The organism is Pseudoxanthomonas putridarboris (assembly GCF_038321125.1).
Taxonomy (GTDB): Bacteria; Pseudomonadota; Gammaproteobacteria; order Xanthomonadales; family Xanthomonadaceae; genus Pseudoxanthomonas_A; species Pseudoxanthomonas_A putridarboris.
Map to the genome: position 1 here is coordinate 69643 of NZ_JBBWWT010000013.1, position 21242 is coordinate 90884.

The following is a 21242-nucleotide window of genomic DNA, read 5'->3' on the forward strand; positions in this document are numbered from 1 at the left end:
ATGGAACCCGCCACCCGCATTGTCGAACTGCGCCGCCAGTTGGAAGACGCCAACTACCGCTACCACGTCCTCGACGAGCCCAATATCCCGGACATCGAGTACGACCGCCTGCTGCGCGAACTGGACGAACTGGAAGCCGCGCACCCTGAACTCGTGACCCCGGACTCGCCGACCCAGCGCGTGGGCAATGGGCCGTCGGCGAAATTCGCCGAGGTGCGCCATGCCATCCCCATGCTGTCGCTGGGCAACGCCTTCAGCGACGAGGAAGTGCACGATTTCGCCCGTCGCATCGCCGACAAGCTGAAGCGGCCGGTACTGAAGTTCTCCGCCGAGCCCAAGCTGGACGGCCTGGCCATCAGCCTGCGCTACGAGAACGGCGTGTTCGTGCAGGGCGCCACCCGCGGCGACGGCGCCACCGGCGAGGACGTCACCGCCAATTTGCGCACGGTGAAGGCCATTCCGCTGCGCTTGCGCGGAATAGCAGGATTCGGGATTCGGGATTCGGGATTCGGAGAAACGGCAGCGCCTTCGCCTTTGCCAGTCCCCAATCCCCAATCCCCAATCCCCGCCGTACTGGAAGTCCGTGGCGAGGTCTACATGCCGCGCGCGGATTTCGAGAAGTACAACGAACACGCCCGCCTGCACGGCGGCAAGGTGCTGGCGAACCCGCGCAACGGCGCGGCCGGTTCGCTGCGCCAGCTCGACCCGCGCATCACCGCGCAACGCCCGTTGGCCTTCTTCGCCTATGGCACGGGGCTGGTGGAGGGCGGCGAACTGCCGGATTCGCATTCGGCCACGCTGGCGCAGCTGCGCGCGTGGGGCTTCCCGGTCAGCAGCCTCAGCGAAGTGGTGGAGGGCGCCGACGGCCTGCTGGACTACTACCGCCGCATCGGCGAACGCCGGGACGCGCTGCCGTTCGACATCGACGGCGTGGTCTACAAGCTGGACGACGGCGAAGGGCAGCGCGAGATGGGCTTCGTCTCGCGCGCGCCGCGCTGGGCCATCGCGCACAAGTTCCCAGCGCAGGAACAGGCCACCACGGTGGAGGCCATCGAGATCCAGATCGGCCGCACCGGCGCGGCCACCCCGGTCGCGCGGTTGACGCCGGTGCACGTGGCCGGTGTCGTCGTCACCAACGCCACCCTGCACAACGCCGACCAGATCGAACGGCTGGACGTGCGCGTGGGCGACAGCGTGATCGTGCGCCGTGCCGGCGACGTGATCCCGGAAGTGGTCGGCGTGATCGCCGAGCGTCGGCCCGAGGGCACGGTGCCGTGGCGGATGCCGGCGAACTGCCCCGTATGCGGCTCCGAGATCGTGCGCGAGGAAGACGAAGCGGTGTGGCGCTGCTCGGGCGAACTGAGCTGCCCGGCCCAGCGCAAGGAAACCATCCGTCATTTCGCCTCGCGCCGGGCGATGGACATAGAGGGCCTGGGCGACAAGTACGTCGAGACCCTGGTCGATGCCGGCATCGTGCGCGGCGTGGCCGACCTGTACCGGTTGCGGCGCGATCAGTTGCTGCAACTCAAGCTGGTGCTCGACGCCGAATCGCCGGAGGCGCTGGCCGGCGCGGTCAAGCCGCACCTGCGTCCGGAAGGCAGCGGGGACGTGCTGAACGCCATCCTCAAGCTCGACGGTGCCGACGACGACTGGCGCGCGCGTGCGCTGGCCCAGCGGATCGATTTCGCATGGAACCCGAAGAAGATCGCCACCAAGTGGGCGGACAACCTGATCGCGGCCATCGACGACAGCCGCGACGCCACGCTCGAACGGCTGCTGTTCGCGCTGGGCATCCAGCACGTGGGCGAGAGTACGGCCAAGGCGCTGGCGCAGTGGTTCGGCGACCTGGAATTGATCCGTCGCCTGCCGTGGCCGCTGTTCAAGCGGTTGCCGGACATCGGAGGCGAGGTGGCGCGCTCGCTCGGCCACTTCTTCGAGCAGCCGGGCAACCAGCAGGCCATCGACGACCTGCTGACCGTGGGCAAGGTGCGCATCCGCGACATCCACCCGCCTTCTGCGAAGCTGCGGCCGGAGCTGGACCTGGCGGCATTGTTGGTGGAGGCGGAAATTCCGACCATCACGCCATTGCGCGCGCAAGCGTTGACCGCCGCGCTGCCGACCGCCGAGCGGATCATCGACGCCGAGCCGCAGCACTTCATCGCCGCCGGCCTGCCCGAAGCCTCGGCTGCGGCATTGCAGGCATGGCTCGAACAACTGGGACATCCCAGGCTGCTGCTCGAAGGCGAGAAATACATCGCCCGCATCCTGGAAAGCGCACCGCCGCTGGAAGAAGTCGCCACCGGCCCGCTCGATGGCAAGACCGTGGTGCTGACCGGCGGATTGGCGTCGATGAGCCGCGACGAAGCCGGCGCGAAACTGGAAGCGCTGGGTGCCAAGGTGGCCGGCAGCGTGTCGAAGAAGACGCATCTGGTGGTGGCGGGCGAGGCGGCCGGCTCCAAGCTGGCCAAGGCGCAGGAACTGGGCATCGAGATATGGGACGAGGCGCAGCTGCTGGATTTCCTGGCGCGGCACCCATGAGCCGCCTTGCCGTCTCCCGTGGGAGCGACGTGAGTCGCGACAGAACATGGCCGGTAAAGTCTCGTCGCGACTCACGTCGCTCCCACAGGGGGGCCAGCCGATGACCTGGCAGCCCTCCGCTTCGTTCGAAGCCATCCGCCTGCGCGCCTGGGTCAACCGGCTGGTGCGCGAATTCTTCCATGCGCGCAACGTGATGGAGGTGGAAACGCCCATCCTGTCGCGGGCCGGCAACACCGACCCGAACATCGCCTCATTCTCGCTGGAATTCTCGGGCCGCACCGACGGCGCGCCGCGCACGCGGTGGTTGCGGACTTCGCCGGAGTTTCCGCTCAAGCGGTTGCTTGCGGCCGGATTGGGCGACTGCTACGAGCTGGGCCGGGTGTTCCGCGACGGCGAGGCGGGAGGGCGCCACAACCCCGAGTTCACCATGTTGGAGTGGTACCGGGTGGGGTGGGACCTGCCGCTGTTGATCGACGAAACCATCGAGCTGGTGCAGGCGGCGCTGGCGATGGTGGGACGCACGGCCGCCGCATCGCGCATCAGCTTCCGCGAACTCTACATCCGGCGACTGGGCATCGACCCGATGACCGCGGACATCGACGCACTGCGTGCGGCGGCGGCCGGCATCGCCATCGACGGCGAAGGCCTGACGTGCGACGACTGGCTGGACCTGCTGATGACCCACCGGCTGCAACCTGCGTTCCCGCGCGATCAGCTGCTGGCCGTCCACGACTACCCCGCCACGCAATGCGCGCTGGCGCGGCTGGCGGAGCGCGATGGCGTACGGGTCGCAGAGCGTTTCGAGCTGTACCTTGGCCCGCTGGAGCTGGCCAATGGCTACCATGAACTCGCCGATGGCCGCGAACAGGGCGAACGCTTCCGGCGCGACGTGGCCGTGCGCGCTTCCCGCGGGGTGGCGTCGCCGACCATCGACCAGTCCCTGCTGGACGCGCTTTCGCACGGCTTCCCCGATTGCTCTGGCGTGGCATTGGGGGTCGATCGCCTGTTGATGGCGATGCTCGGCACGGACCGGATCGCCGACGTGCTGGCCTTCGATTTCGCGCGAGCCTGAAAGCCGGCAAAACGCTTTCGCGCGCTGCGATTCCTGCAAACGGTTTCTTGGGTTCATGTTCATGATGGCGACGTAGATTCGTCGTCAATGCAACGAACCGAGGAACGTGCGATGAGCCGCCAAATGGTCTTCTCGCTGATGCTGGGTGCTCTGGCCATCATGGGGATGCGGTCCGCACAGGCCGCACCGCAATATGGGCACGCCGGATACGGCGGCGACGTGGTGCGCTGCGAATCGAAGGACGGCCGCTATCGCCAGTGCGCCATCGATACGCGCGGTGGCGTGCAATTGACCCGGCAGCTGTCCAGCAGCCGCTGCGTGCAGGGCCGCAGCTGGGGATACGACCGCGGCGGCATCTGGGTCAACCACGGCTGCCGCGCGGAGTTCCGCAGTGGGTACGGTGGCGGCGGGTCGATCGGCGGCCAGCGCATCCGCTGCGAATCCGACAACGGCCGTACGCGCACCTGCGCGGTGCCGTCGCGCGGCGAAGTGAGGCTGGTGCGGCAGTTGTCCAGCGCGCGCTGCACGGAAGGCCATAGCTGGGGGCGGCAGCGCGACGCGATCTGGGTATCCCGCGGCTGCCGTGCGGAATTCGAGGTCGCCGGTCGCGGCGGGCAGTGGGGGGGCGGCGGCTGGAACGACGGCGGTTACGGCCAGACCTTCCGCTGCGAATCCGACAACGGCCGCAACCGCCATTGCCGGGCCGATGCGCGCCGTGGCATCGCACTGGTCCGTCAACTGTCCAGCTCGCCGTGCATCGAAGGCCGTACCTGGGGGCGGGATCGCGGCGGCGTGTGGGTGGATCGCGGCTGCCGGGCCGAATTCCGCAGCTGGTAGGCGGGCGTCATGGGGCGGGAAGGGCGGGCCGGTACAATGGCGGCATGAACGACGCCATCGACTACGCCCGCTACGACCACATCCGCCCGATCCGCTGGACCGGCACCGCGCTGGAGCTGCTGGACCAGCGCAAGCTGCCGTTCGTGGTCGAATACCTGGCCTGCACCAGCAGCGACGAGGTCGCCGACGCCATCCACGCGCTGGTGGTGCGCGGTGCGCCGGCCATCGGCATCGCCGCGGCCTGGGGCGTGGTGCTGGCCTCGCGCGAGGTGCTGGCCGCCACGCCGGCCGAGGCGCTGGAGAAGCTCGAGCCCGCCATGCAGCGCCTGCACGATGCGCGTCCCACCGCGGTGAACCTGGCGTGGGCGCTGACGCGCATGCGCGCGGCGTTGAAGACAGCCGGAGGCGACTGGCGCGGCGTGCTGGAACTGGAAGCGCTGGCCATCACCGAGGAGGACCTGGCCGCCAACCGCCACATGGGCGCGCTGGGCGCGGCGCTGATCCCGAACGGCAGCGGCGTGCTGACCCATTGCAATACCGGTTCGCTGGCCACCGCCGGCTTCGGCACCGCGCTGGGCGTGATCCGCGCCGGCGTGGCGCAGGGGCGCATCGAGCGCGTGTACGCCGGCGAGACGCGGCCGTGGCAGCAGGGCGCGCGGTTGACCGCCTGGGAACTGCTGCAGGACGGCATTCCCGCCACCCTGATCGCCGACTCCGCGGCCTCGCACCTGATGAAGACCGGTGCGGTGCAGTGGGTGGTGGTGGGCGCGGACCGCATCTGCGCCAACGGCGACACCGCCAACAAGATCGGCACCTACCAGCTGGCCATCGCCGCGCGTCACCACGGCGTGGGGTTCATGGTGGTGGCGCCGTCGTCCACGGTGGACATGGACACGCCCAGCGGCGATGCCATCCACATCGAGGAACGCGACCCGGCCGAGCTGTACGGCATCGGCGGCACGCGCACGGTCGCCGAGGGCGTGCCGGCCTGGAACCCGGTGTTCGACGTGACGCCGGCGGAACTGATCGATGCCATCGTCACCGAGAAAGGCGTGATCGAACGTCCCAACGAGGCGCGCATGCGGGCGGCCTTCGGCCGCTGAAGCCCTGCCAAGCCGCGCGCGATCCGCCGCAAAGCGTCATGGCGTGTCAGTTGGCGCCGCTGGTCCGGGATGGGCCATTCCGGCGATGGAGCGGATTTCCCGGGCGTCGTGCCTTGGCCTGTATGTCAAAACCGTGACGATCGTCGATTGTGCCGACGAATGGCACGACAATTGCTTGAAGGGGGTCATCGTTCCCGGAAAACCGCGCATGAGCGCATACGTCTTCACGCTTCGCACGACCACGTCGCGCTCCCGCCTGGGGCAGGGCGTGCTGCGCCTGTTGTCGCGCCAGTCCACCCGCGACCTGAGCCCGGACGACAAGGAAGACCTGGCGCAGGCGCAGTTGCGGGCCACCCGTCCCATCGTCAGCGGGGTGCTGCTGTGCGGGGCGGTGCTGCTGGGGTTGACCGGGCTGTTCGAGATGACCGGCGTCACCCCGTCGATCGGCTATCCCTGGTGGGCCGTGCAACTGGCGGCGATGAGCGTGGCCGGGTGCGCGGTGGCGGTGATGCGCCTGCCGGACTGGAGGCCCCGCCTGCTGTTGACCATGCTGGCCACGCTGCTGATCGCGATCTTCATGAGCATGCCGTTGCCGGGCGCCACGGGTCAGCTGGCGCTGCGCACCGGGCTGTTCCAGCTGCTGCCGCTGGCGCTGATGGCGTTGATGGTGCGCCCGGCATCGTTGCTGGCCATGGGCACCCTGATCGTGTCGATGGCCTACGCCCGCATCGTGGTGCACGGCGCGCCGGGCACCGGCAACGCGCTGTACTGGCTGTATACCCTGACCACGATCGGCTTCGGCGCCGTCCTGGCCGGGTACCGCACCGACTTCGCGGTGTCGGCCTGGCGCATGCGCCGGCGCCTGATGCAGCAGGCCTACAACGACGAACTGACCGGCCTGCTGAACCGCACGGGTTGGAGCGAACATGCCGGCCGCGCGCATGCCCGCGCCTTGCAGGACGCGGTTCCGCTGGCGCTGGTGTTCTTCGACATCGACCATTTCAAGGCCATCAACGATGAGCACGGCCATGAAGGCGGCGACGCCGTCCTGCAGCGCCTGGGCACCATCATCAAGGCGCGCGCGGGCGACGGCGGCATTTCCGCCCGCATCGGCGGCGAGGAATTCGCGGTGCTGTTGACCGGTGAAAGCGCCGCGTCGGCGACGGCTTTCGCGGAGCGCGTGCGCGCCGAATTCGCCAAGGGCCATGACGGCATGCAGGCCACCGTCTGCGCGGGCATCGCGTACCACCGCAAGGGCGATACGCTGCGCGAACAGATGCGCCAGGCCGACCTTGCGCTCTATGCCGCCAAGCACGCCGGCCGCGACCGCGTGATGGTGGCCGCCCGGCCGGCCTGACCGGGCGATCCGGTCGCCGGTCCGGTGTTCCGCTCCCGCTCCGGTGTCAGGCGTTCGTGGTTTCCTGCGGCTTCAGCCGTTGCCATACCGCGCGCATGATGGGCTGTGCGCGGTACCAGCCGATCGGCGTGGACGGGCAGTAGCGCCGCAGGCGCTCACGCAGGGCCGGGGCCACTTCGTCGAAGGCTTGCCGGTGGTGCAGCAGGTAGCCGTCGTAGCCCACCTTGAGGCAGGTTTCCAGGTCGTTGACGGTGGCGCCGACCACCTGGAAGGTGGTCTCGTGCAAACGCGTCTTCCAGTAGGCCAACTCGGCATCGATGTCCACGATCTGAGTGGTGGCGAAGGTGTTGCGTAGGTGCTGGCTTGCCATGTTGTCATCCCTGTCTGTTGCGTTGAACGACGAAGGATGAGTCTTGGTTCGAGGCAGTGAGGATTAAGTGAAATAAAGATGTATTTAACCCTTGATTAACGCGTGCGGTGATTTCTGTTCATCTTTGCGACGACGGCGTGAGTGCAGCGTGCGTCGCCCGGCCTACAAACGGTTCGTGAGTGCCACCACGGTCGCGCGTTCTTCCATGGCCTCGCGTGGAAGTCCCGACAGCGGTGCGTCGCTGCCCAGCGGCGCGCGCATGCGCCGCCACACCCGCATCACGACGTCCTGCGCGATGGGCCACTCCAACCGCGCGCGGCGGGGCAGGCTGCGTTCGTAGCGGCCGGCAAGGGCGGGCATCAGGTCGGCCAGCGTCTCGCGGTGCGCCATCAGGTAGGTGTCGTAGGCGAACTTCAGCGTGGGCACGTAGTACCGGAAAGGCGTACCCGATCGGTGGAAGGGCCACTGAGTATGGCAGGTTTCCCAGAAGCGCAGCTCGGCATGGATGTCGATCGCGGCGCAGGGTAGGTCGCTGCCGGGGAGTGTGAAAGCGGGCGTTTCCTGCAGGGGCAACATCGTTTTCGCTCCACGGCCTTTGGACCCTGGCAGGGTGAGCGGAAACCATGAAGTGCGGTTTACTCCCGGAAGACAGCCGCGTTGCACTCCAGGGCGGCGTCATCGCTCGTGCCCCGTGATGCGAGGCGGCACGGTCAATGCAGGGTGCCCGCGGGCCCGATGCTGCCGTCCAGCCAGCGCCAGGTTTCGCGCAGCAGCGTGCGTGCGATGCTCCAGTCCGGCCCGGCGTCGCCGCGCAGCAGTTCCCACTGGTTCTCCAGTTCGCCTTCCGCGTCCAGGTCGAGCTGCCCGCCGTAGTCCGGATGCGTGGCCGCCGCCAGTGCGTAGGCATGGCAGGCGTCTTCCCAGCTCATCTCCGGATGCAGGCGGATGCGCCGCAGGTAGTCGTGGGTGCTGAAAGCGGCGAACCTGTCCGTGTGCTGCCTGTCGACCGCGGCGGCGGCAGGGACCTGCGCGCGCGGCGAAGATTCGTGGGCATGCGGCCGCGTCCGCTGCAGTGTTTCCAGGTGTTCGCGGTAGCGTCTGCGATCCATGGCAGGCATCTCATGCTGGGGACTACCGTGTTATCGCGTGGAGCGTTACCCCGTCGTGAGCGATCTGTGCGCATGGCGATCACATCGCTGACTGTTTTTCGCAGGCCGCGCCGCCCGCGACTTGCTCGCGTCTCACCGGCTGCGACGCGGATCGGGTCAGATGCCGCGACTTCTTCGCGAGCGCCCCCGATGCCTGGTCAGACCGGTTTGCTGAGACAACTCGAATCCGAGACCGTGCTGCTGCCGGCGACCGCCGGCGATGGCACCGCCTTGGCCGAACGGCTGGCGGCCAAGTACCACGACCGCGTCACCGGGCGCTTCGTCATCCCCGGTCGCGAAGGACGCTACGCGGAACTGCCCGCCGACCTGCCGGAACCGCTCGCGCGCGCCTTGCGGGCGCGCGGCATCGCCCGGCTGTACTCCCACCAGGCCGAGGCGTGGCGGCACGCGCAGGAAGGGCATCACCTGGCCGTGGTCACGCCCACCGCCTCGGGAAAATCGCTGTGCTACACGATGCCCGTGGCGTCGTCGGCGTTGTCGCGCCGGGGCAAGGCGCTGTACCTGTTCCCGGCCAAGGCGCTGGCGCAGGACCAGGTGGCCGAACTGCTGGACCTGAGCAAGGCGGGCGACCTGGGCCTGAAGGCCTTCACCTTCGACGGCGACACCCCGGGCGACGCGCGCCAGGCGATCCGCCTGCACGGCGACATCGTGGTCAGCAACCCGGACATGCTGCACCAGGCCATCCTGCCTCACCACACCAAGTGGGCGCAGTTCTTCGAGAACCTGCGCTACGTGGTGATCGACGAGGTGCACACCTACCGCGGCGTGTTCGGCAGCCACGTGGCCAACGTGCTGCGGCGGCTCAAGCGCGTGTGCGCGTTCTACGGCGCCAGCCCGCAGTTCATCCTGTGCTCGGCCACCATCGGCAATCCGCAGGCGCATGCCGAGGCGCTGCTGGAGCTGCCGGTTCACGCCATCACCGAGTCCGGCGCGCCCAGCGGCGACAAGCACGTGCTGCTGTGGAACCCGCCGGTGGTCAACCCCGACCTGGGCCTGCGCGCCTCCGCGCGTTCGCAGAGCAACCGGATCGCGCGGCTGGCGATCAAGGCCGGGCTGAAGACGCTGGTGTTCGCGCAGTCGCGGACGATGGTGGAAGTGCTGACCAAGTACCTCAAGGACGTGTTCGACCACGATCCGCGCAAGCCGGCGCGCATCCGCGCCTACCGCGGCGGCTACCTGCCCACCGAGCGCCGCGAGGCCGAGCGCGCGATGCGCGATGGCCGCGTGGATGGGATCGTCTCGACGTCGGCACTGGAACTGGGCGTGGACATCGGCAGCCTGGACGCGGTGGTGCTGAACGGCTATCCGGGTTCCATCGCCGCCACCTGGCAGCGCTTCGGCCGCGCGGGGCGCCGGCAGCAGGCGTCGCTGGGCATCCTGGTGGCCAGTTCGCAGCCGCTGGACCAGTACGTGGTGCGGCACCCGGAGTTCTTCGCCGACAGCCCGCCGGAACACGCCCGCATCGCGCCGGACCAGCCGATGATCCTGCTGGACCACATCCGCTGCGCGGCGTTCGAGCTGCCGTTCCTGACCGGCGAAGGATTCGGCCCCATCGATCCTTCGCCTTTCCTGCAACTGCTGGACGAGGACAGCGTGGTGCACCGCGAAGGCGACCGCTACGAGTGGATCGCCGACAGCTACCCGGCCAACGCGGTCGGCCTGCGTTCGGTGGCCGACGGCAACTTCGTGGTGGTGGACCGCACCGACGGCCGCCAGGCCATCATCGCCGAAGTGGATTTCAGCGCCGCGCCGCTGACGCTGTACGAAGGCGCCATCCACATGATCCAGTCCACGCCGTACCAGGTCGAGCGGCTGGACTGGGAAGGCCGCAAGGCCTACGTCGTCCGCACCCACGTGGACTACTACACCGACGCCATCGACTACACCAAGCTGAAGGTGCTGGAACGCTTCGACGGCGGCATCGCCGGGCAGGGCACCTGCCACCACGGCGAGGTGCACGTGGTGCGGCGCGTGGCCGGCTACAAGAAGATCCGCTACTACACGCACGAGAACATCGGCTACGGCCCGGTCAACCTGCCGGACCAGGAAATGCACACCACCAGCGTGTGGTGGCAACTGCCGCCGCTGGTGCTGGAATCGGCCTTCGAGTCGCGGCAGGAAGCGCTGGATGGCTTCCTCGGCGCGTCGTACGCGCTGCACATCGCCGCCACCGTGGCGGTGATGGCGGAGGGGCGCGACCTGCAGAAGGCGGTGGGCGATGGCGACGGTGCCTGGTTCGCGCTGCCCGATACGCAGGGCAGGGGACAACTGCGCGGCGGCGAGAGCCAGGTACTGTCGCCGCTGTCGGGCGATCGCTTCATTCCCACCGTCTACCTGTACGACAACTACCCGGGCGGCATCGGCCTGAGCGAACCGCTGTGGCGGCGCCAGCGGGAACTGGTAGGGCGCGCCGTGCAACTGGTCGCCGCGTGCGACTGCCGCGCGGGCTGCCCGGCCTGCGTGGGACCGGTGCTGGCCGTGGACGAGCAGGCCCGGACCACGCCGCGGGCCTTGGCGGCGCGGGTACTGCGCTTGCTGGATGCAGCATGAGCCTGAGCATCGAGAAACTGCAACGGCTGCGCGAGCAGGCGGGGCGGCAGGACGCCGGGCGCGCCGTCGCGCCGGCACCTGCCGCCCCGCCCACGGCCCCCACGCAGGCCGACGATCCGCTGCCGGCGCTGCGACGCATGCTGGGCCTGCGCGAGCGGGCGCGCCCGCCGGTCCGCGCGCGTGCGCCGGACCGGGCCCTGCCGGGCGAGGAGATCGCGCCCGGCCTGCTCTATCTGGAACAGCGGCTGCCCTTCGACGACGTGCCGTTGCGGGTGGATGGCGCCTTCGCCCGCAGCGAACCGATGCCCACGCAGGGAATGCTGTTGTTCGACACCGAGACCACCGGCCTGTCCGGCGGCACCGGCACGCGCGCCTTCATGATCGGCGCATCGGACTTCGTGCCGGGCGGGCTGCGCGTGCGGCAGCTGACGATCACCCACCTGTCGGCCGAGCCGGCGATGCTGCACGAATTCGCCGGCTGGCTCTCCGCGGACACGCGGCTGGTCAGCTACAACGGCCGCTGCTACGACGCGCCGCTGCTCGCCACGCGCTACCGGCTGGCGCGGCTGGCCAGCCCGCTGGCGGAACTGCCGCACCTGGACCTGCTGTTCCCGGCGCGCCGGCGCTATCGCGGCGTGTGGGAGAACTGCCGCCTGGCGACCATCGAGCGCAACGCGCTGGGCATCGTGCGCGAGGACGACCTGCCCGGTTCCGAGGCGCCGGGTGCCTGGCTGCACTACCTGCGCGGCGGCGACGCGGCACTGTTGCGCCGCGTGCTGTCGCACAACTTCCAGGACGTGGTGACGCTGGCGCACCTGTTGCTGCACCTGGCGGGTGATGAAGGCGCCGTGTCGCCGATGCGATAGGAAGGGTTGGCGCCGGCCCACGCAAATCCGTTCGGCGGCATGCACGCGCTGTCGGGGATCCACCGACAGCGCGCCGGGCAGAGTGTGAAGCGTTGCTCAGTCCTTCATGCCCATGTTCAAGAACCACCGGGCACGGCCGACAACCTTGCTAGATTTCATCGGGTACGGACGCCGTGTGCTTGCGTCCGCGTGGCCGCACGAACGATCCAAGGGGAAGTGCTTTGCGCATTCTGTACGTTGGCGATACCGCCTGCCTGCCGGAAGACCTGTCCGACTACATCGGCGACATGGGCGATGAATGGACCGTGGAGGTCGTCGCCGATGGCAACGCCGCCATCTTCGCCGTCGCCAACGGCCCGGTGGACGTGGTGATGACCGGGCCGGCGCTGCCGGACCTGCCGCCGGCCACGCTGCTGGGGCAGATCCGCACGCTGCGGCCGGAGACCATCCGCATCGCCTTGCTGGAAGGCGATGGCGAAAGCCTGGCCGCCCCGATCAAGCTGATCGGCGTGGCGCACCGCTTCCTGCCGCTGCCGCTGTCGTCGGAAACCGTGCTGGAAGCCATCCACAGCCTGGAAGAACTGCGCGACCTGCTGGACAGCCCGCGCCTGCGCCGCGCCATCGGCCGCGTCGAACACCTGCCGTCGCCGCCGCACCTGTACTTCGCGCTGACCCGCGCGCTGGAAGAGGACGAAGGCACCGCCGGCGACATCGCCAAGCTGGTGGCCGGCGATCCGGCCATCGCCGCCAAGGTCCTGCAACTGTGCAACTCGGCCTACTTCTCCAATGGTCGCGCGATCACCGACCTGCGCGCGGCGGTGACGCGGCTGGGCCTGGGCACGCTGCGCGACCTGGTACTGGCCAGCGAAGTGTTCTCGATGAAGACCAACGCCAACATCGACCGGGTCGCGCTGCAGCAACGCGCGCTGCTGGCCTCGCGCCTGGCCGCGAAGATCCTGCCGCGCACCAGCTCGGAGCTGGGCGCCACCGCGGCATTGCTGGCCGACATCGGCCTGCTGCTGCCCGGCGTGCGCGACGAGCGCGATCCGCCCAACCACGATGCGCAGGACGACCGTCCCGGCCATACCGAGGCGGGCGCCTACCTGCTGGGCCTGTGGGGCCTGCCGATGCCGATCGTCGAAGCGGTGGCGTTCCATCGCCAGCCGCAGCGCTCCAGCCTGCGCAGCTTCTGGGTGCCGGGCGCCGTGCACGTGGCCGGCGCACTGGCCAGCAACGAACCGGTGGACGAGGCCTACCTCAAGTCGCTGGGCGTGCTGGACCAGTTGCCCAACTGGCGCCAGATGGCCGAGACGATGGTGGAGCGGGTGGAAGGGCAGGCGGCGTAACGCTCCGCCACGCGGCGGGCCATGGCCCATCGCGACCGCGCTCCAAACAGGTGAAGCCGATCGTTTGCAATCCCGGCGCGCTGCGGCGAGTTCGTCACAGTGCACACAGACGCGCTATCGCGGTGCGGTCGCGACTCACATCGCTCCCACAGGATGCGCGGGCTTCCCATCGAAGCCCACGGCGCCAACGCGCAAAAAAATCCCCGCCGCGAGGGAGCCCGACGGCGGGGGTGCAAGGACTGCATCGAAGCTCGTTTTTTCAGGGCATCCCGGCGGTTCAGCGCATCAGCTTGAACAGCGATAGCGACTGCATCTGCATGAAGACGGTCTGCGCGGCCTGCAGGGCGGTGTTCTCCATCTCGTAGCGGCCGATCGCCTCGGCCCAGTCCAGGTCGCGCAGCGTGGACAGCGTGCCCTTCAGGGTGACGCTGTTGGCTTCGCGCAGGGCGGCGGCATCGTCGATGGCGGACAGCTGCGCGCCGCCGCTGGCGCGGGCGTCGATCATGCTTCCCTGCGCGGTGGCGATGTCGCGCATCGCGCTCTGCAAGCCGTTCTGCATGGCAGCGCGCTGGGCGTCGGTGGTGGGGTTGGTTTCCAGCGTGTCGATCAGGCCGCGCACGGTGGCGAAGATGTCGCGCGTGCCGGCGGGGCCTAGCGTGAAGCTGTCGCCCGCGGCCGGCTGGCCGTCGAGCTTCACCTGCACGCCGGCGAAGGCGATGCTTTCCCCCTTGGCGTAGGTGCCGGAGGCGATCAGCGCGTTGCCGGCGTCGCGCACCTCGTAGGTGTCGGCGCCGATGAAGCTGATCTGGTAGGTGCCGCCGGTCCATGCGCCGGTGTCGGTGACGCTGAAATCCATCAGCAGGCCGGTGCCGGTGTTGCCGGCGGCGGCGCTGCCGTCGATGCGGCCGTCGCCGGTGCGCAGGCGGATGAACACTTCGCTGCCGGGCAGCGTATCGGACACGAACATGTCCGGCGCCACTTCCACCTGCCGCTGGGTCTGGTCGCCGCTGTAGATCACGTTGCCGCCGGCGATGGCGAACGGCGCGCTGCCGTCGGCAGTGCCGCCGAACAGATAGCGGCCGGCGCCGTCGGTGCTGTTGGCCAGGTCCAGCAGGCCGGCGTAGATGGCTTTCAATTCGGTGCTGATGGCGCGGCGGCTGTCGTCGCCCAAGGCGGCGTTGTTGGCCTGGATGGTCAGCTCGTGGATGCGCGCCATCGCGTCGCCGACCTGGGTCAGCGCGTTCTCCTGCAGCCCCAGCCGGTTCTGCACGGCATTGCCATTCATCGCGAAGCGTTCCAGTTCGGCCAGTGCGCGGTCCAGGCCCACGGCGGTGCCGGCCGCGACCGGGTCGTCCTTCGCGGTGACCAGCTTCAGTCCGCTGGAAAGCTGCTGCTGGGTGTGCGCCAGCTTGGCCTGCTTGGCCAGCATGGTGCTGATCGACTGCTGGTACATCATGCCGGTGGAGATGCGGTAGTTCATCGGCGGGTGGCTCCCAGCAGCGACTGGAACAGGGTGTCGGCGGCGGCGATGATCTGCGCGGCGGCCTGGTAGGCCTGCTGCAGGCGCATCAGGTCGGCGGCTTCCTCGTCCAGGTTGACGCCGGAAATCGAATCGCGCGCGGCCTGCGCCTGGTCGTGGATGACTTGCTGCGCCTGCGCGGAATAGTCCGCCTGGCGCGCGGCCGAGCCGACCTGCGTGGTCAGTCCGCCGATCGCGCCGTTGAGGGTCAGCGTGCCGCCGTTGAGCACGCGCGCGTCGTCCAGGTTGGCCAGCAGCGTGGCGTTGCCGTTGTCGCTGGAATTGGCGCCGGTGGGCGATACGGTGAAGGTGTCGCCGGCCGCGGGCGCGCCGTCCAGCGTCAGGCTCCAGCCGTTGTAGGCGATGGTCTGTCCCGGCGTGTACGCGAACGGCCCGTTGCCGTCGATGGTGTACTGGTTGGCGTCGATGAACTCGATATCCACCGGCGCCAGCAGGTTGGCGTTGGCGGTGTCGGTGATCTTCAATCCGCTCGGCTTGCCGGTGCCGGTGTTGGCCAGGTCGATGGTGGTCTTGACCGGCGTGGCCGCCGCGATGCGGCCGGGATCGGTGATCGCCACGCTGATGTTGCCTGCGGCGCCGGCGGTGGGTTGCAGCAGGAAGCGGTCGTTGGTCGCCGGCGTGCCGGAGCCCAGCACCACTTCCACGCCGTTGACGACCAGCGGATCGGCGGCGGTGCCGGTGCCGGTCATCGGGATCGTCGCGCCGGTGTCCGGATGCGTGGCCACCCAGTTGGCGCCGTCGAAGCGCAGCAGCACGTTCTGCCCGTTCAATGCGCCGGCGTCGCCCAGCGCGGTCTGCAGCACGGCGTTGCCGGTGTTGCCGGCATGCGACGACACGCGTGGCGCGGACAGGGCGAAGAAGTCGCCGCCCATCTGGCCGTACAGGTCCATGCCGGCGTTGTGGCCGGCGTTGAAGGTCTGCGCCAGCGAGGTGGCCACGCGGCCCAGTTCGGCCATGGCCGGGTCCAGCACCGTGGTGCGGAATTCGATCAGGCCGCCGATCTGCCCACCGAGCGCGCGCTTGTCCAGGGTGACGCGCTGGCCGTTGGTCTCCAGCGCCACTTGCAGGCGTTCCGGGCGGTAAGGATCGGCCACGGTCACCAGCTTGCTGGCGGTGGCGCCCACCACCAGCGGCTGTCCGCCGGCGCTGAACACGTTGACCAGCCCGCCGTCCTGGATGACCGCATTGCCGCCGGTGTAGCCGACCAGTTCGCTGATCAACTGGTCGCGCCGGTCCAGCAGATCGCCGGAGGGATTCGTGTTGCCGCCGATCTGGCCGTTGAGCTGGGCGATTTCCCTGGCCAGCCGGTTCACTTCGCCGACGGAGGCGGTCAGGCCGGCATTGACTTCGTTGTCCAGGCCGTCCAGGTGCTGGTCGATCTGGCGGAAGCGCGTGGCCAGCGCGTTGGCCTGCGCCAGCAGGCTTTCGCGGTCGGCCGAGCCGGCCGCGTTCGACGACAGCGCGCTGACCGCATCGAAGAACGACGACCACGGCGCGCTGATGCCGGTGGCCTTCTCGGAGAACAGGCTGTCCATGCGGTTGGACAGCACCGACAACTGCTGCAACCGGCTCAGTTCGCCGCCGCTGTCCAGCAGGCGCGAGGTGGCCAGCGAATCGGCCATGCGGCGCACGTCGACGACCTGCACGCCGTTGCCCTGGTAGCCGTAGCCGTAGAACGTGCCGTCGCGCGCCTCCAGCTCGACGCGCTGGCGCGAGTAGCCCGGCGTGTTGATGTTGGCGACGTTGTGGCTGACCGTGGACAGCGCGCGCTGGAAGGCGATCAGGGCGCTGCTGCCGGTGGCGAGAAGGTTGGACATGCGGTCTCCTTGTGTCAGCGCCGCAGGGTGTTGCCAATGGCCGAGCCGACCGCCGAACCGACGGCGTTGCCGACGGTGGAGCCCATCGCCGACAGCACCTTGCCCAGCGTGGGTCCGTTGGCGATGGAGGCGATCTTGTTGGCGTAGGTGGGATCGGTGGCGTAGCCGGCCTTCTGCAAGCCGCGCGCGAAGCCGCTGATGTCCTTGCCCGCGGCCAGCGCCTGCCGGTAGCGCGGGTTGGTCTTCAGCAGCCGCACGTAGTCGGCGAAGCTTTCGGCGGGCGAGGCGTAGGCGCGGAAGTCCGCGGTTTCCGAGTGCCGCACGCCGTTGGTGTACTCGTGGGTGGCGGTGCGGGCGCGTTCGCCCTTCCAGCCGGCGGCCTTGATGCCGAACAGGTTGTGCGCGCTGCCGCCGTCGCCGGTCTTGATGATGCGCTTGCCCCAGCCGGTCTCCAGCGCGGCCTGCGCGACCAGCGCGCGCGGGTCCACGCCCAGTTCCTTCGCCGCGCGCTTGGCGTGGTCCCAGATCTCGGCGACGAAGCGTTCCGGCGTGTTGCGGGCGTACTTGCCGGGATCGGCCGAGGCGACGTTCTCCACGTCCGCGCAGGCGTCGTCGGGGCGGACGGTGAGCGTGTCCAGGGTGATCGGCAGCGGCAGGTCGCCGGTGGGGCGCGATGCGTTGGCGCCACCGGTAATGCCACGGCCGGCGATGGCGTCCAGCATGGCGCCGGATTCGGCCGACGGCATCAGCCGGCGATAGGCGGACAACGCGGTGTCGGCCGGGATGGAGGGCGTGGCGGTGTCGGTGGCCCCCAACTGGCGCGCGATCATCGGCGCCAGGCCCAGTCCACGGCCCTGCGTCATCGCCTTGGCCAACTGCTGGTCGTACATGTCGCGGAAGGTCTGGTTCTCGCCCGGGAACAGCGAGTCGCCGAAGCTGGCGTCGCGCATGCACTTGATCAGCATCTGCGCGAACTGGCCTTCCAGCTTGCGCGCCACGTCGTGGATGCGCGCGTTGTCCGGCTTGCCGCCGGCTTCCGCCAGCGGCATCGCGGGTTGCAGCGCTCCGAGCGACGTCGTGGCCATCAGATCACCTCGAGCTCCGCGCGCAGCGCGCCGGCCTGCTTCAGCGCTTCCAGGATGGCGATCAGGTCGCCGGGCGCGGCGCCGACCTCGTTGACGGCACGGACGATCTCGTCCAGCGAGGTGCCGCCCTCGAACTTGAACATGCGACTGCCTTCCTGGCTGACGGCGACGCTGGACTGCGGCGTCACCACGGTCTGCCCGCCGCGCGAGAATTCGTTGGGCTGGCTGACGTTGGCCGATTCGGTGATGGTGACGGTGAGCGAGCCATGGGTGACGGCGGCCGGCATCACCTTCACCTGCGCGCCGATCACCACGGTGCCGGTGCGGGCGTTGACGATGACCTTGGCCGGCGCGCTGCCGGGCGTCAGTTCCAGGTTCTCCACCTGGGCCAGGAAGTTGACCCGGCGGCTGACGTCGGCCGGCGCGCGCACCGCCACGGTGACGGCGTCCAGCGCGTAGGCGTTGCCGGAACCGAACTGCTGTTCCAGCGCGGCGACCATGCGCGAAACGGTGGTGAAGTCGGCGCGGTGCAGGTTCAGGGTGATGGTGCCGTCGCCGGCCTCCATCGCGTTGGCGACGGCGCGTTCGACGGTGGCGCCGTTGGGAATGCGGCCCACGCTGGGCACGTTGACCGACACGCGCGAGCCGTCGCGGCCCTGCGCGCCGAAACCGCCCACCACCAGATTGCCCTGGGCGATGGCGTACACCTCGCCGTCGGCGCCGCGCAGCGGCGTCATCAGCAGGCTGCCGCCGCGCAGCGAGGTGGCGTTGCCGATCGACGACACGGTGATGTCGATCGGCTGGCCGGGCTTGGCGAAGGCGGGCAGGTCGGCGTGGATGGCCACGGCGGCCACGTTCTTCAGCTGCGGGTTGACGTTGGGCGGCACGTTGACGCCCAGCTCGCCCAGCATGTTCTTCAGGCTCTGCACGGTGAAGGGCGCCTGGCTGGTGCGGTCGCCGCTGCCGTCCAGGCCGACCACCAGGCCGTAGCCCACCAGCGGATTGCTGCGCACGCCGCCGACCTGGGCCAGGTCCTTGATGCGTTCGGCGCGCGCGGCGGGGGACAGGCACAGCAGCACCAGTCCGAGCCAGGCCAGCAGGCCCAGCCAGGTATAGGTGTCGATGCGGCGCGGCTTCTTCGCGGGTGCGGAAGTCGAGCGGTCGGCGTTCGGGGTGTCCATGGCGCGTCGCTCAGTTCGGGAAGATCGGCGAGTTGAAGAACCGGCCCAGCCAGCCCATCGAATTGGATTGCGCGATCGCGCCGCGGCCGCCGTAGGCGATGCGCGCTTCGGCCACCTTGCTGGAGGGGATCGAGTTGTCGGTGCCGATGTCGGCCGGCCGCACGACGCCCTGGATCTGCACCAGCTCGTCGCCCTGGTTCAGGCGCATGTTCTTCTGGCCCTGCACGACCAGGTTGCCGTTGGGCAGGCGCTGGATCACGGTGACGGTCACGCTGCCCTGCAGGCGATTGCTCTGCGCGCTCTTGCCGTTGCCGCTGAAACCGCGGTCGCCGTTGACCGAGGCGCTGAGGATGTCGCGGCCGTTCCAGGTGACCGGCGCGCCGGCGATGTTGGGTGCGGACATGGCGATCTCGGTGCTCTTGTCCACCGAAGTGGTGGCCGAGGTCTGCGCGGTGGTGTTCTCCACCAGGTTGATGGTCAGCAGGTCGCCCACGTCGCGCGCGCGGCGGTCGGCGTACAGGTTCAGGCCGGGACCGGCGCGGTAGATGGAGCCGGCGGTGGCGGGCGCCTGCGCGGCGACGATGGGCTGGATCGGCTGCATCGGCGCGTACGGGCGCACGTCGCCGTAATAGCGCGCGCAGCCCGGCAGCAGCATCAGCGCGCAGGCGAGGGTGGTGGCGGACGTGGTGCGCTTCATGGCGTGCCTCGTGATGGGATGCATCAGACGTTGTTGTTCAGGTAGCCCAGCATGGAATCGGTGGTGGAGATGGCCTTGGCGTTCATCTCGTAGGCGCGCTGGGTCTCGATCATGCTGACCAGCTCTTCCACCACGTTGACGTTGGAACCTTCCAGCGAACCTTGCACCAGGCCGCCCAGGCCGTTGAGGCCGGGGGTGCCGTTCTGCGCGGGACCGGAGGCGGTGGTTTCCACGTACAGGTTCTCGCCCTTGGCCTGCAGGCCCGAGGGATTGACGAAATCGGTGAGCGTCAGCGAACCGATCTCCAGCGCCTGCGCCTGGCCGGCCATCGTCACGCTGATGGTGCCGTCGGCGCCGATGGTCATCGATTGCGCGCCCTCGGGCACCTGGATGCCGGGTTGCACGGGATAGCCGCTGTTGGTGACCAGTTCGCCCTGCGCGTTGATCTGGAACGAGCCGTCGCGCGTGTAGGCGGGCGTGCCGTCGGGCAGCAGCACTTCGAAGAAGCCGCGGCCGTTGACCATCACGTCCAGCGAGCGGCCGGTCTGCTGCGGGTTGCCCTGCTGGAAGTCCTTGGAGGTCGACACCACGCGCACGCCGGTGCCCAGTTGCAGGCCGGACGGCAGCTGCGTCTGCTGCGAGGTGGAGCCGCCGGGCTGGCGCACCTGCTGGTACAGCAGGTCCTCGAAGCTGGCGCGGTCGCGCTTGAAGCCGGTGGTGTTGGTGTTGGCCAGGTTGTTGGAGACCACGGACATGCGCGTCTGCTGCGCATCCAGCCCGGTCTTGGCGACCCAGAGTGCTTGGTTCATGGCGTGGTTCCTCTCTGCGGGAATGGAGAATGGGGAGTCGGGAGTGGGAAACGCCCGGTTCCTCGCATGAGATCAAGCAAGTCCTGTGCCGGAATGGAAGGCGGGATTCCGGCACGGATTTCCGGCGCTCCCGAAAGAACCATCCCGTCATTCCGGCGCAAGCCGGAACCCAGTGCCTTTGCGCTTCAGCCAACCGAAAGCCACCAGGCTCCCGCTTTCATGCTGACTACACACCGGAGTCGCGCAATTCCGAACTCTTGCCGCTCGGCGAGCGAAGTCGCTGGGTTCCGGCTTGCGCCGGAATGACGGGATGGAGGAATTGGGGTTTCCGGATCCTGATCGGTGATCGCCCACTACCTGTTGGACGCTACGAACCCGTCGGATGCGTAGGGTGCGCCCTGGCGCACCACCGCTCTCCGACGCACGCGGTCCAAGCCCCTCTCCCACCGGGAGAGGGGTTGGGGTGAGGGCCGAACGAAGCCCGTCTGTTTCTTGTCTCCTGCATCGGTTACATGCGGAATTCACTAGAAACGTTCATTTTCGTTGAACGCGGAACGTGCACCTCCGGATTGGCCCCCTGTCGCTTCCGACGTGGCGCGCTCGCCGCGAGGCGTCACTTTCTTTGCTTGTGCAAAGAAAGTAACCAAAGAAAGCACACCCCAGGCGGCGCGCCCTGCGCTTCGCTCCGGGTGCGCAAGCGGGCCGGGAATTTTCGTAAGGCACATCCGTGTGCCATACGAAAACGCCGCCCATCCCGGGCGGCGCCCTACGGGTTTTACCCGGCCCGCTTGCCGCGCCTAAATGGGGGCCCCAAAGGCAACAGCAAAAGCAGAAGCAACTGGGCTCCGGATGTATCCGCGTCGCCTTGGGGCCCCTGAGGTCCGGCAGTCCCGGCAGGTACAACC

17 protein-coding genes are annotated in these 21242 nt (G+C 69.0%); 8 read left to right on the forward strand and 9 right to left on the reverse strand.

The genetic code is table 11. From position 1 onward, the window contains the following. From ligA to AAD027_RS17980, 5 genes are all read left to right on the forward strand, one after another. Complete coding sequence (ligA, locus tag AAD027_RS17960; RefSeq protein ID WP_341727408.1) at nucleotides 1-2538, forward strand: NAD-dependent DNA ligase LigA; 2538 nt, start codon at nucleotides 1-3, stop codon at nucleotides 2536-2538. Nucleotides 2539-2638: 100 nt separating this feature from the next. Beyond that, nucleotides 2639-3610: an EF-P lysine aminoacylase EpmA gene (epmA, locus tag AAD027_RS17965; RefSeq protein ID WP_341727409.1), complete on the forward strand. Its 972-nt coding sequence runs from the start codon at nucleotides 2639-2641 to the stop codon at nucleotides 3608-3610. A gap of 111 nt (nucleotides 3611-3721) precedes the next feature. After that, entirely contained in the window at nucleotides 3722-4447 is a 726-nt protein-coding gene (locus AAD027_RS17970; protein ID WP_341727410.1) for a DUF3011 domain-containing protein, read from the forward strand. Between the two features lie 44 nt (nucleotides 4448-4491). Continuing rightward, a complete protein-coding gene (gene mtnA / locus AAD027_RS17975; protein WP_341727411.1) occupies nucleotides 4492-5550 on the forward strand; it encodes an S-methyl-5-thioribose-1-phosphate isomerase in 1059 nt (352 codons plus the stop codon). A 208-nt stretch (nucleotides 5551-5758) separates the two neighbouring features. Continuing rightward, entirely contained in the window at nucleotides 5759-6907 is a 1149-nt protein-coding gene (locus AAD027_RS17980; protein WP_341727412.1) for a GGDEF domain-containing protein, read from the forward strand. A gap of 46 nt (nucleotides 6908-6953) precedes the next feature. Here the strand turns inward: AAD027_RS17980 and AAD027_RS17985 are convergent, their stop codons facing one another. From AAD027_RS17985 to AAD027_RS17995, 3 genes are all read right to left on the reverse strand, one after another. Continuing rightward, a complete protein-coding gene (locus tag AAD027_RS17985) occupies nucleotides 6954-7277 on the reverse strand; it encodes a hypothetical protein (RefSeq protein WP_341727413.1) in 324 nt (107 codons plus the stop codon). Nucleotides 7278-7439: 162 nt separating this feature from the next. Continuing rightward, entirely contained in the window at nucleotides 7440-7853 is a 414-nt protein-coding gene (locus AAD027_RS17990; RefSeq protein ID WP_341727414.1) for a hypothetical protein, read from the reverse strand. A gap of 134 nt (nucleotides 7854-7987) precedes the next feature. After that, nucleotides 7988-8386 carry a hypothetical protein gene (locus tag AAD027_RS17995; RefSeq protein WP_341727415.1) on the reverse strand — a complete coding sequence of 133 codons (399 nt, stop codon included), beginning with the start codon at nucleotides 8384-8386 and terminating at the stop codon, nucleotides 7988-7990. Nucleotides 8387-8575: 189 nt separating this feature from the next. Between AAD027_RS17995 and AAD027_RS18000 the strand changes: the two genes are divergently transcribed. The 3 genes from AAD027_RS18000 (at nucleotide 8576) to AAD027_RS18010 (ending at nucleotide 13208) form a co-directional block, all read left to right on the forward strand. Then, nucleotides 8576-10996 carry a DEAD/DEAH box helicase gene (locus tag AAD027_RS18000; RefSeq protein WP_341727416.1) on the forward strand — a complete coding sequence of 807 codons (2421 nt, stop codon included), beginning with the start codon at nucleotides 8576-8578 and terminating at the stop codon, nucleotides 10994-10996. Beyond that, nucleotides 10993-11862 carry a ribonuclease H-like domain-containing protein gene (locus tag AAD027_RS18005; RefSeq protein ID WP_341727417.1) on the forward strand — a complete coding sequence of 290 codons (870 nt, stop codon included), beginning with the start codon at nucleotides 10993-10995 and terminating at the stop codon, nucleotides 11860-11862. Before AAD027_RS18000 ends, AAD027_RS18005 begins: the two co-directional genes overlap by 4 nt. Nucleotides 11863-12083: 221 nt before the next feature. Then, complete coding sequence (locus AAD027_RS18010) at nucleotides 12084-13208, forward strand: HDOD domain-containing protein (RefSeq protein WP_341727418.1); 1125 nt, start codon at nucleotides 12084-12086, stop codon at nucleotides 13206-13208. A 277-nt stretch (nucleotides 13209-13485) separates the two neighbouring features. Here AAD027_RS18010 and flgL read toward each other — a convergent pair whose 3' ends face one another. From flgL to flgG, 6 genes are read right to left on the reverse strand one after another with little or no spacing between them, the layout of a single operon-like run. Beyond that, nucleotides 13486-14688, reverse strand: a complete 1203-nt coding sequence (gene flgL, locus AAD027_RS18015; protein ID WP_341727419.1) for a flagellar hook-associated protein FlgL — start codon at nucleotides 14686-14688, stop codon at nucleotides 13486-13488. Beyond that, nucleotides 14685-16565, reverse strand: a complete 1881-nt coding sequence (flgK, locus tag AAD027_RS18020; RefSeq protein ID WP_341727420.1) for a flagellar hook-associated protein FlgK — start codon at nucleotides 16563-16565, stop codon at nucleotides 14685-14687. Before flgK ends, flgL begins: the two co-directional genes overlap by 4 nt. A gap of 14 nt (nucleotides 16566-16579) precedes the next feature. Continuing rightward, on the reverse strand, nucleotides 16580-17614 hold the full coding sequence (gene flgJ / locus AAD027_RS18025) for a flagellar assembly peptidoglycan hydrolase FlgJ (RefSeq protein ID WP_341727425.1): 1035 nt from the start codon (nucleotides 17612-17614) through the stop codon (nucleotides 16580-16582). Nucleotides 17615-17649: 35 nt separating this feature from the next. Beyond that, nucleotides 17650-18831 carry a flagellar basal body P-ring protein FlgI gene (locus AAD027_RS18030; RefSeq protein ID WP_341727421.1) on the reverse strand — a complete coding sequence of 394 codons (1182 nt, stop codon included), beginning with the start codon at nucleotides 18829-18831 and terminating at the stop codon, nucleotides 17650-17652. A gap of 10 nt (nucleotides 18832-18841) precedes the next feature. After that, on the reverse strand, nucleotides 18842-19528 hold the full coding sequence (flgH, locus tag AAD027_RS18035; RefSeq protein ID WP_341727422.1) for a flagellar basal body L-ring protein FlgH: 687 nt from the start codon (nucleotides 19526-19528) through the stop codon (nucleotides 18842-18844). Between the two features lie 23 nt (nucleotides 19529-19551). Beyond that, nucleotides 19552-20337: a flagellar basal-body rod protein FlgG gene (gene flgG, locus AAD027_RS18040; RefSeq protein ID WP_341727423.1), complete on the reverse strand. Its 786-nt coding sequence runs from the start codon at nucleotides 20335-20337 to the stop codon at nucleotides 19552-19554. Nucleotides 20338-21242 lie beyond the last annotated feature (905 nt).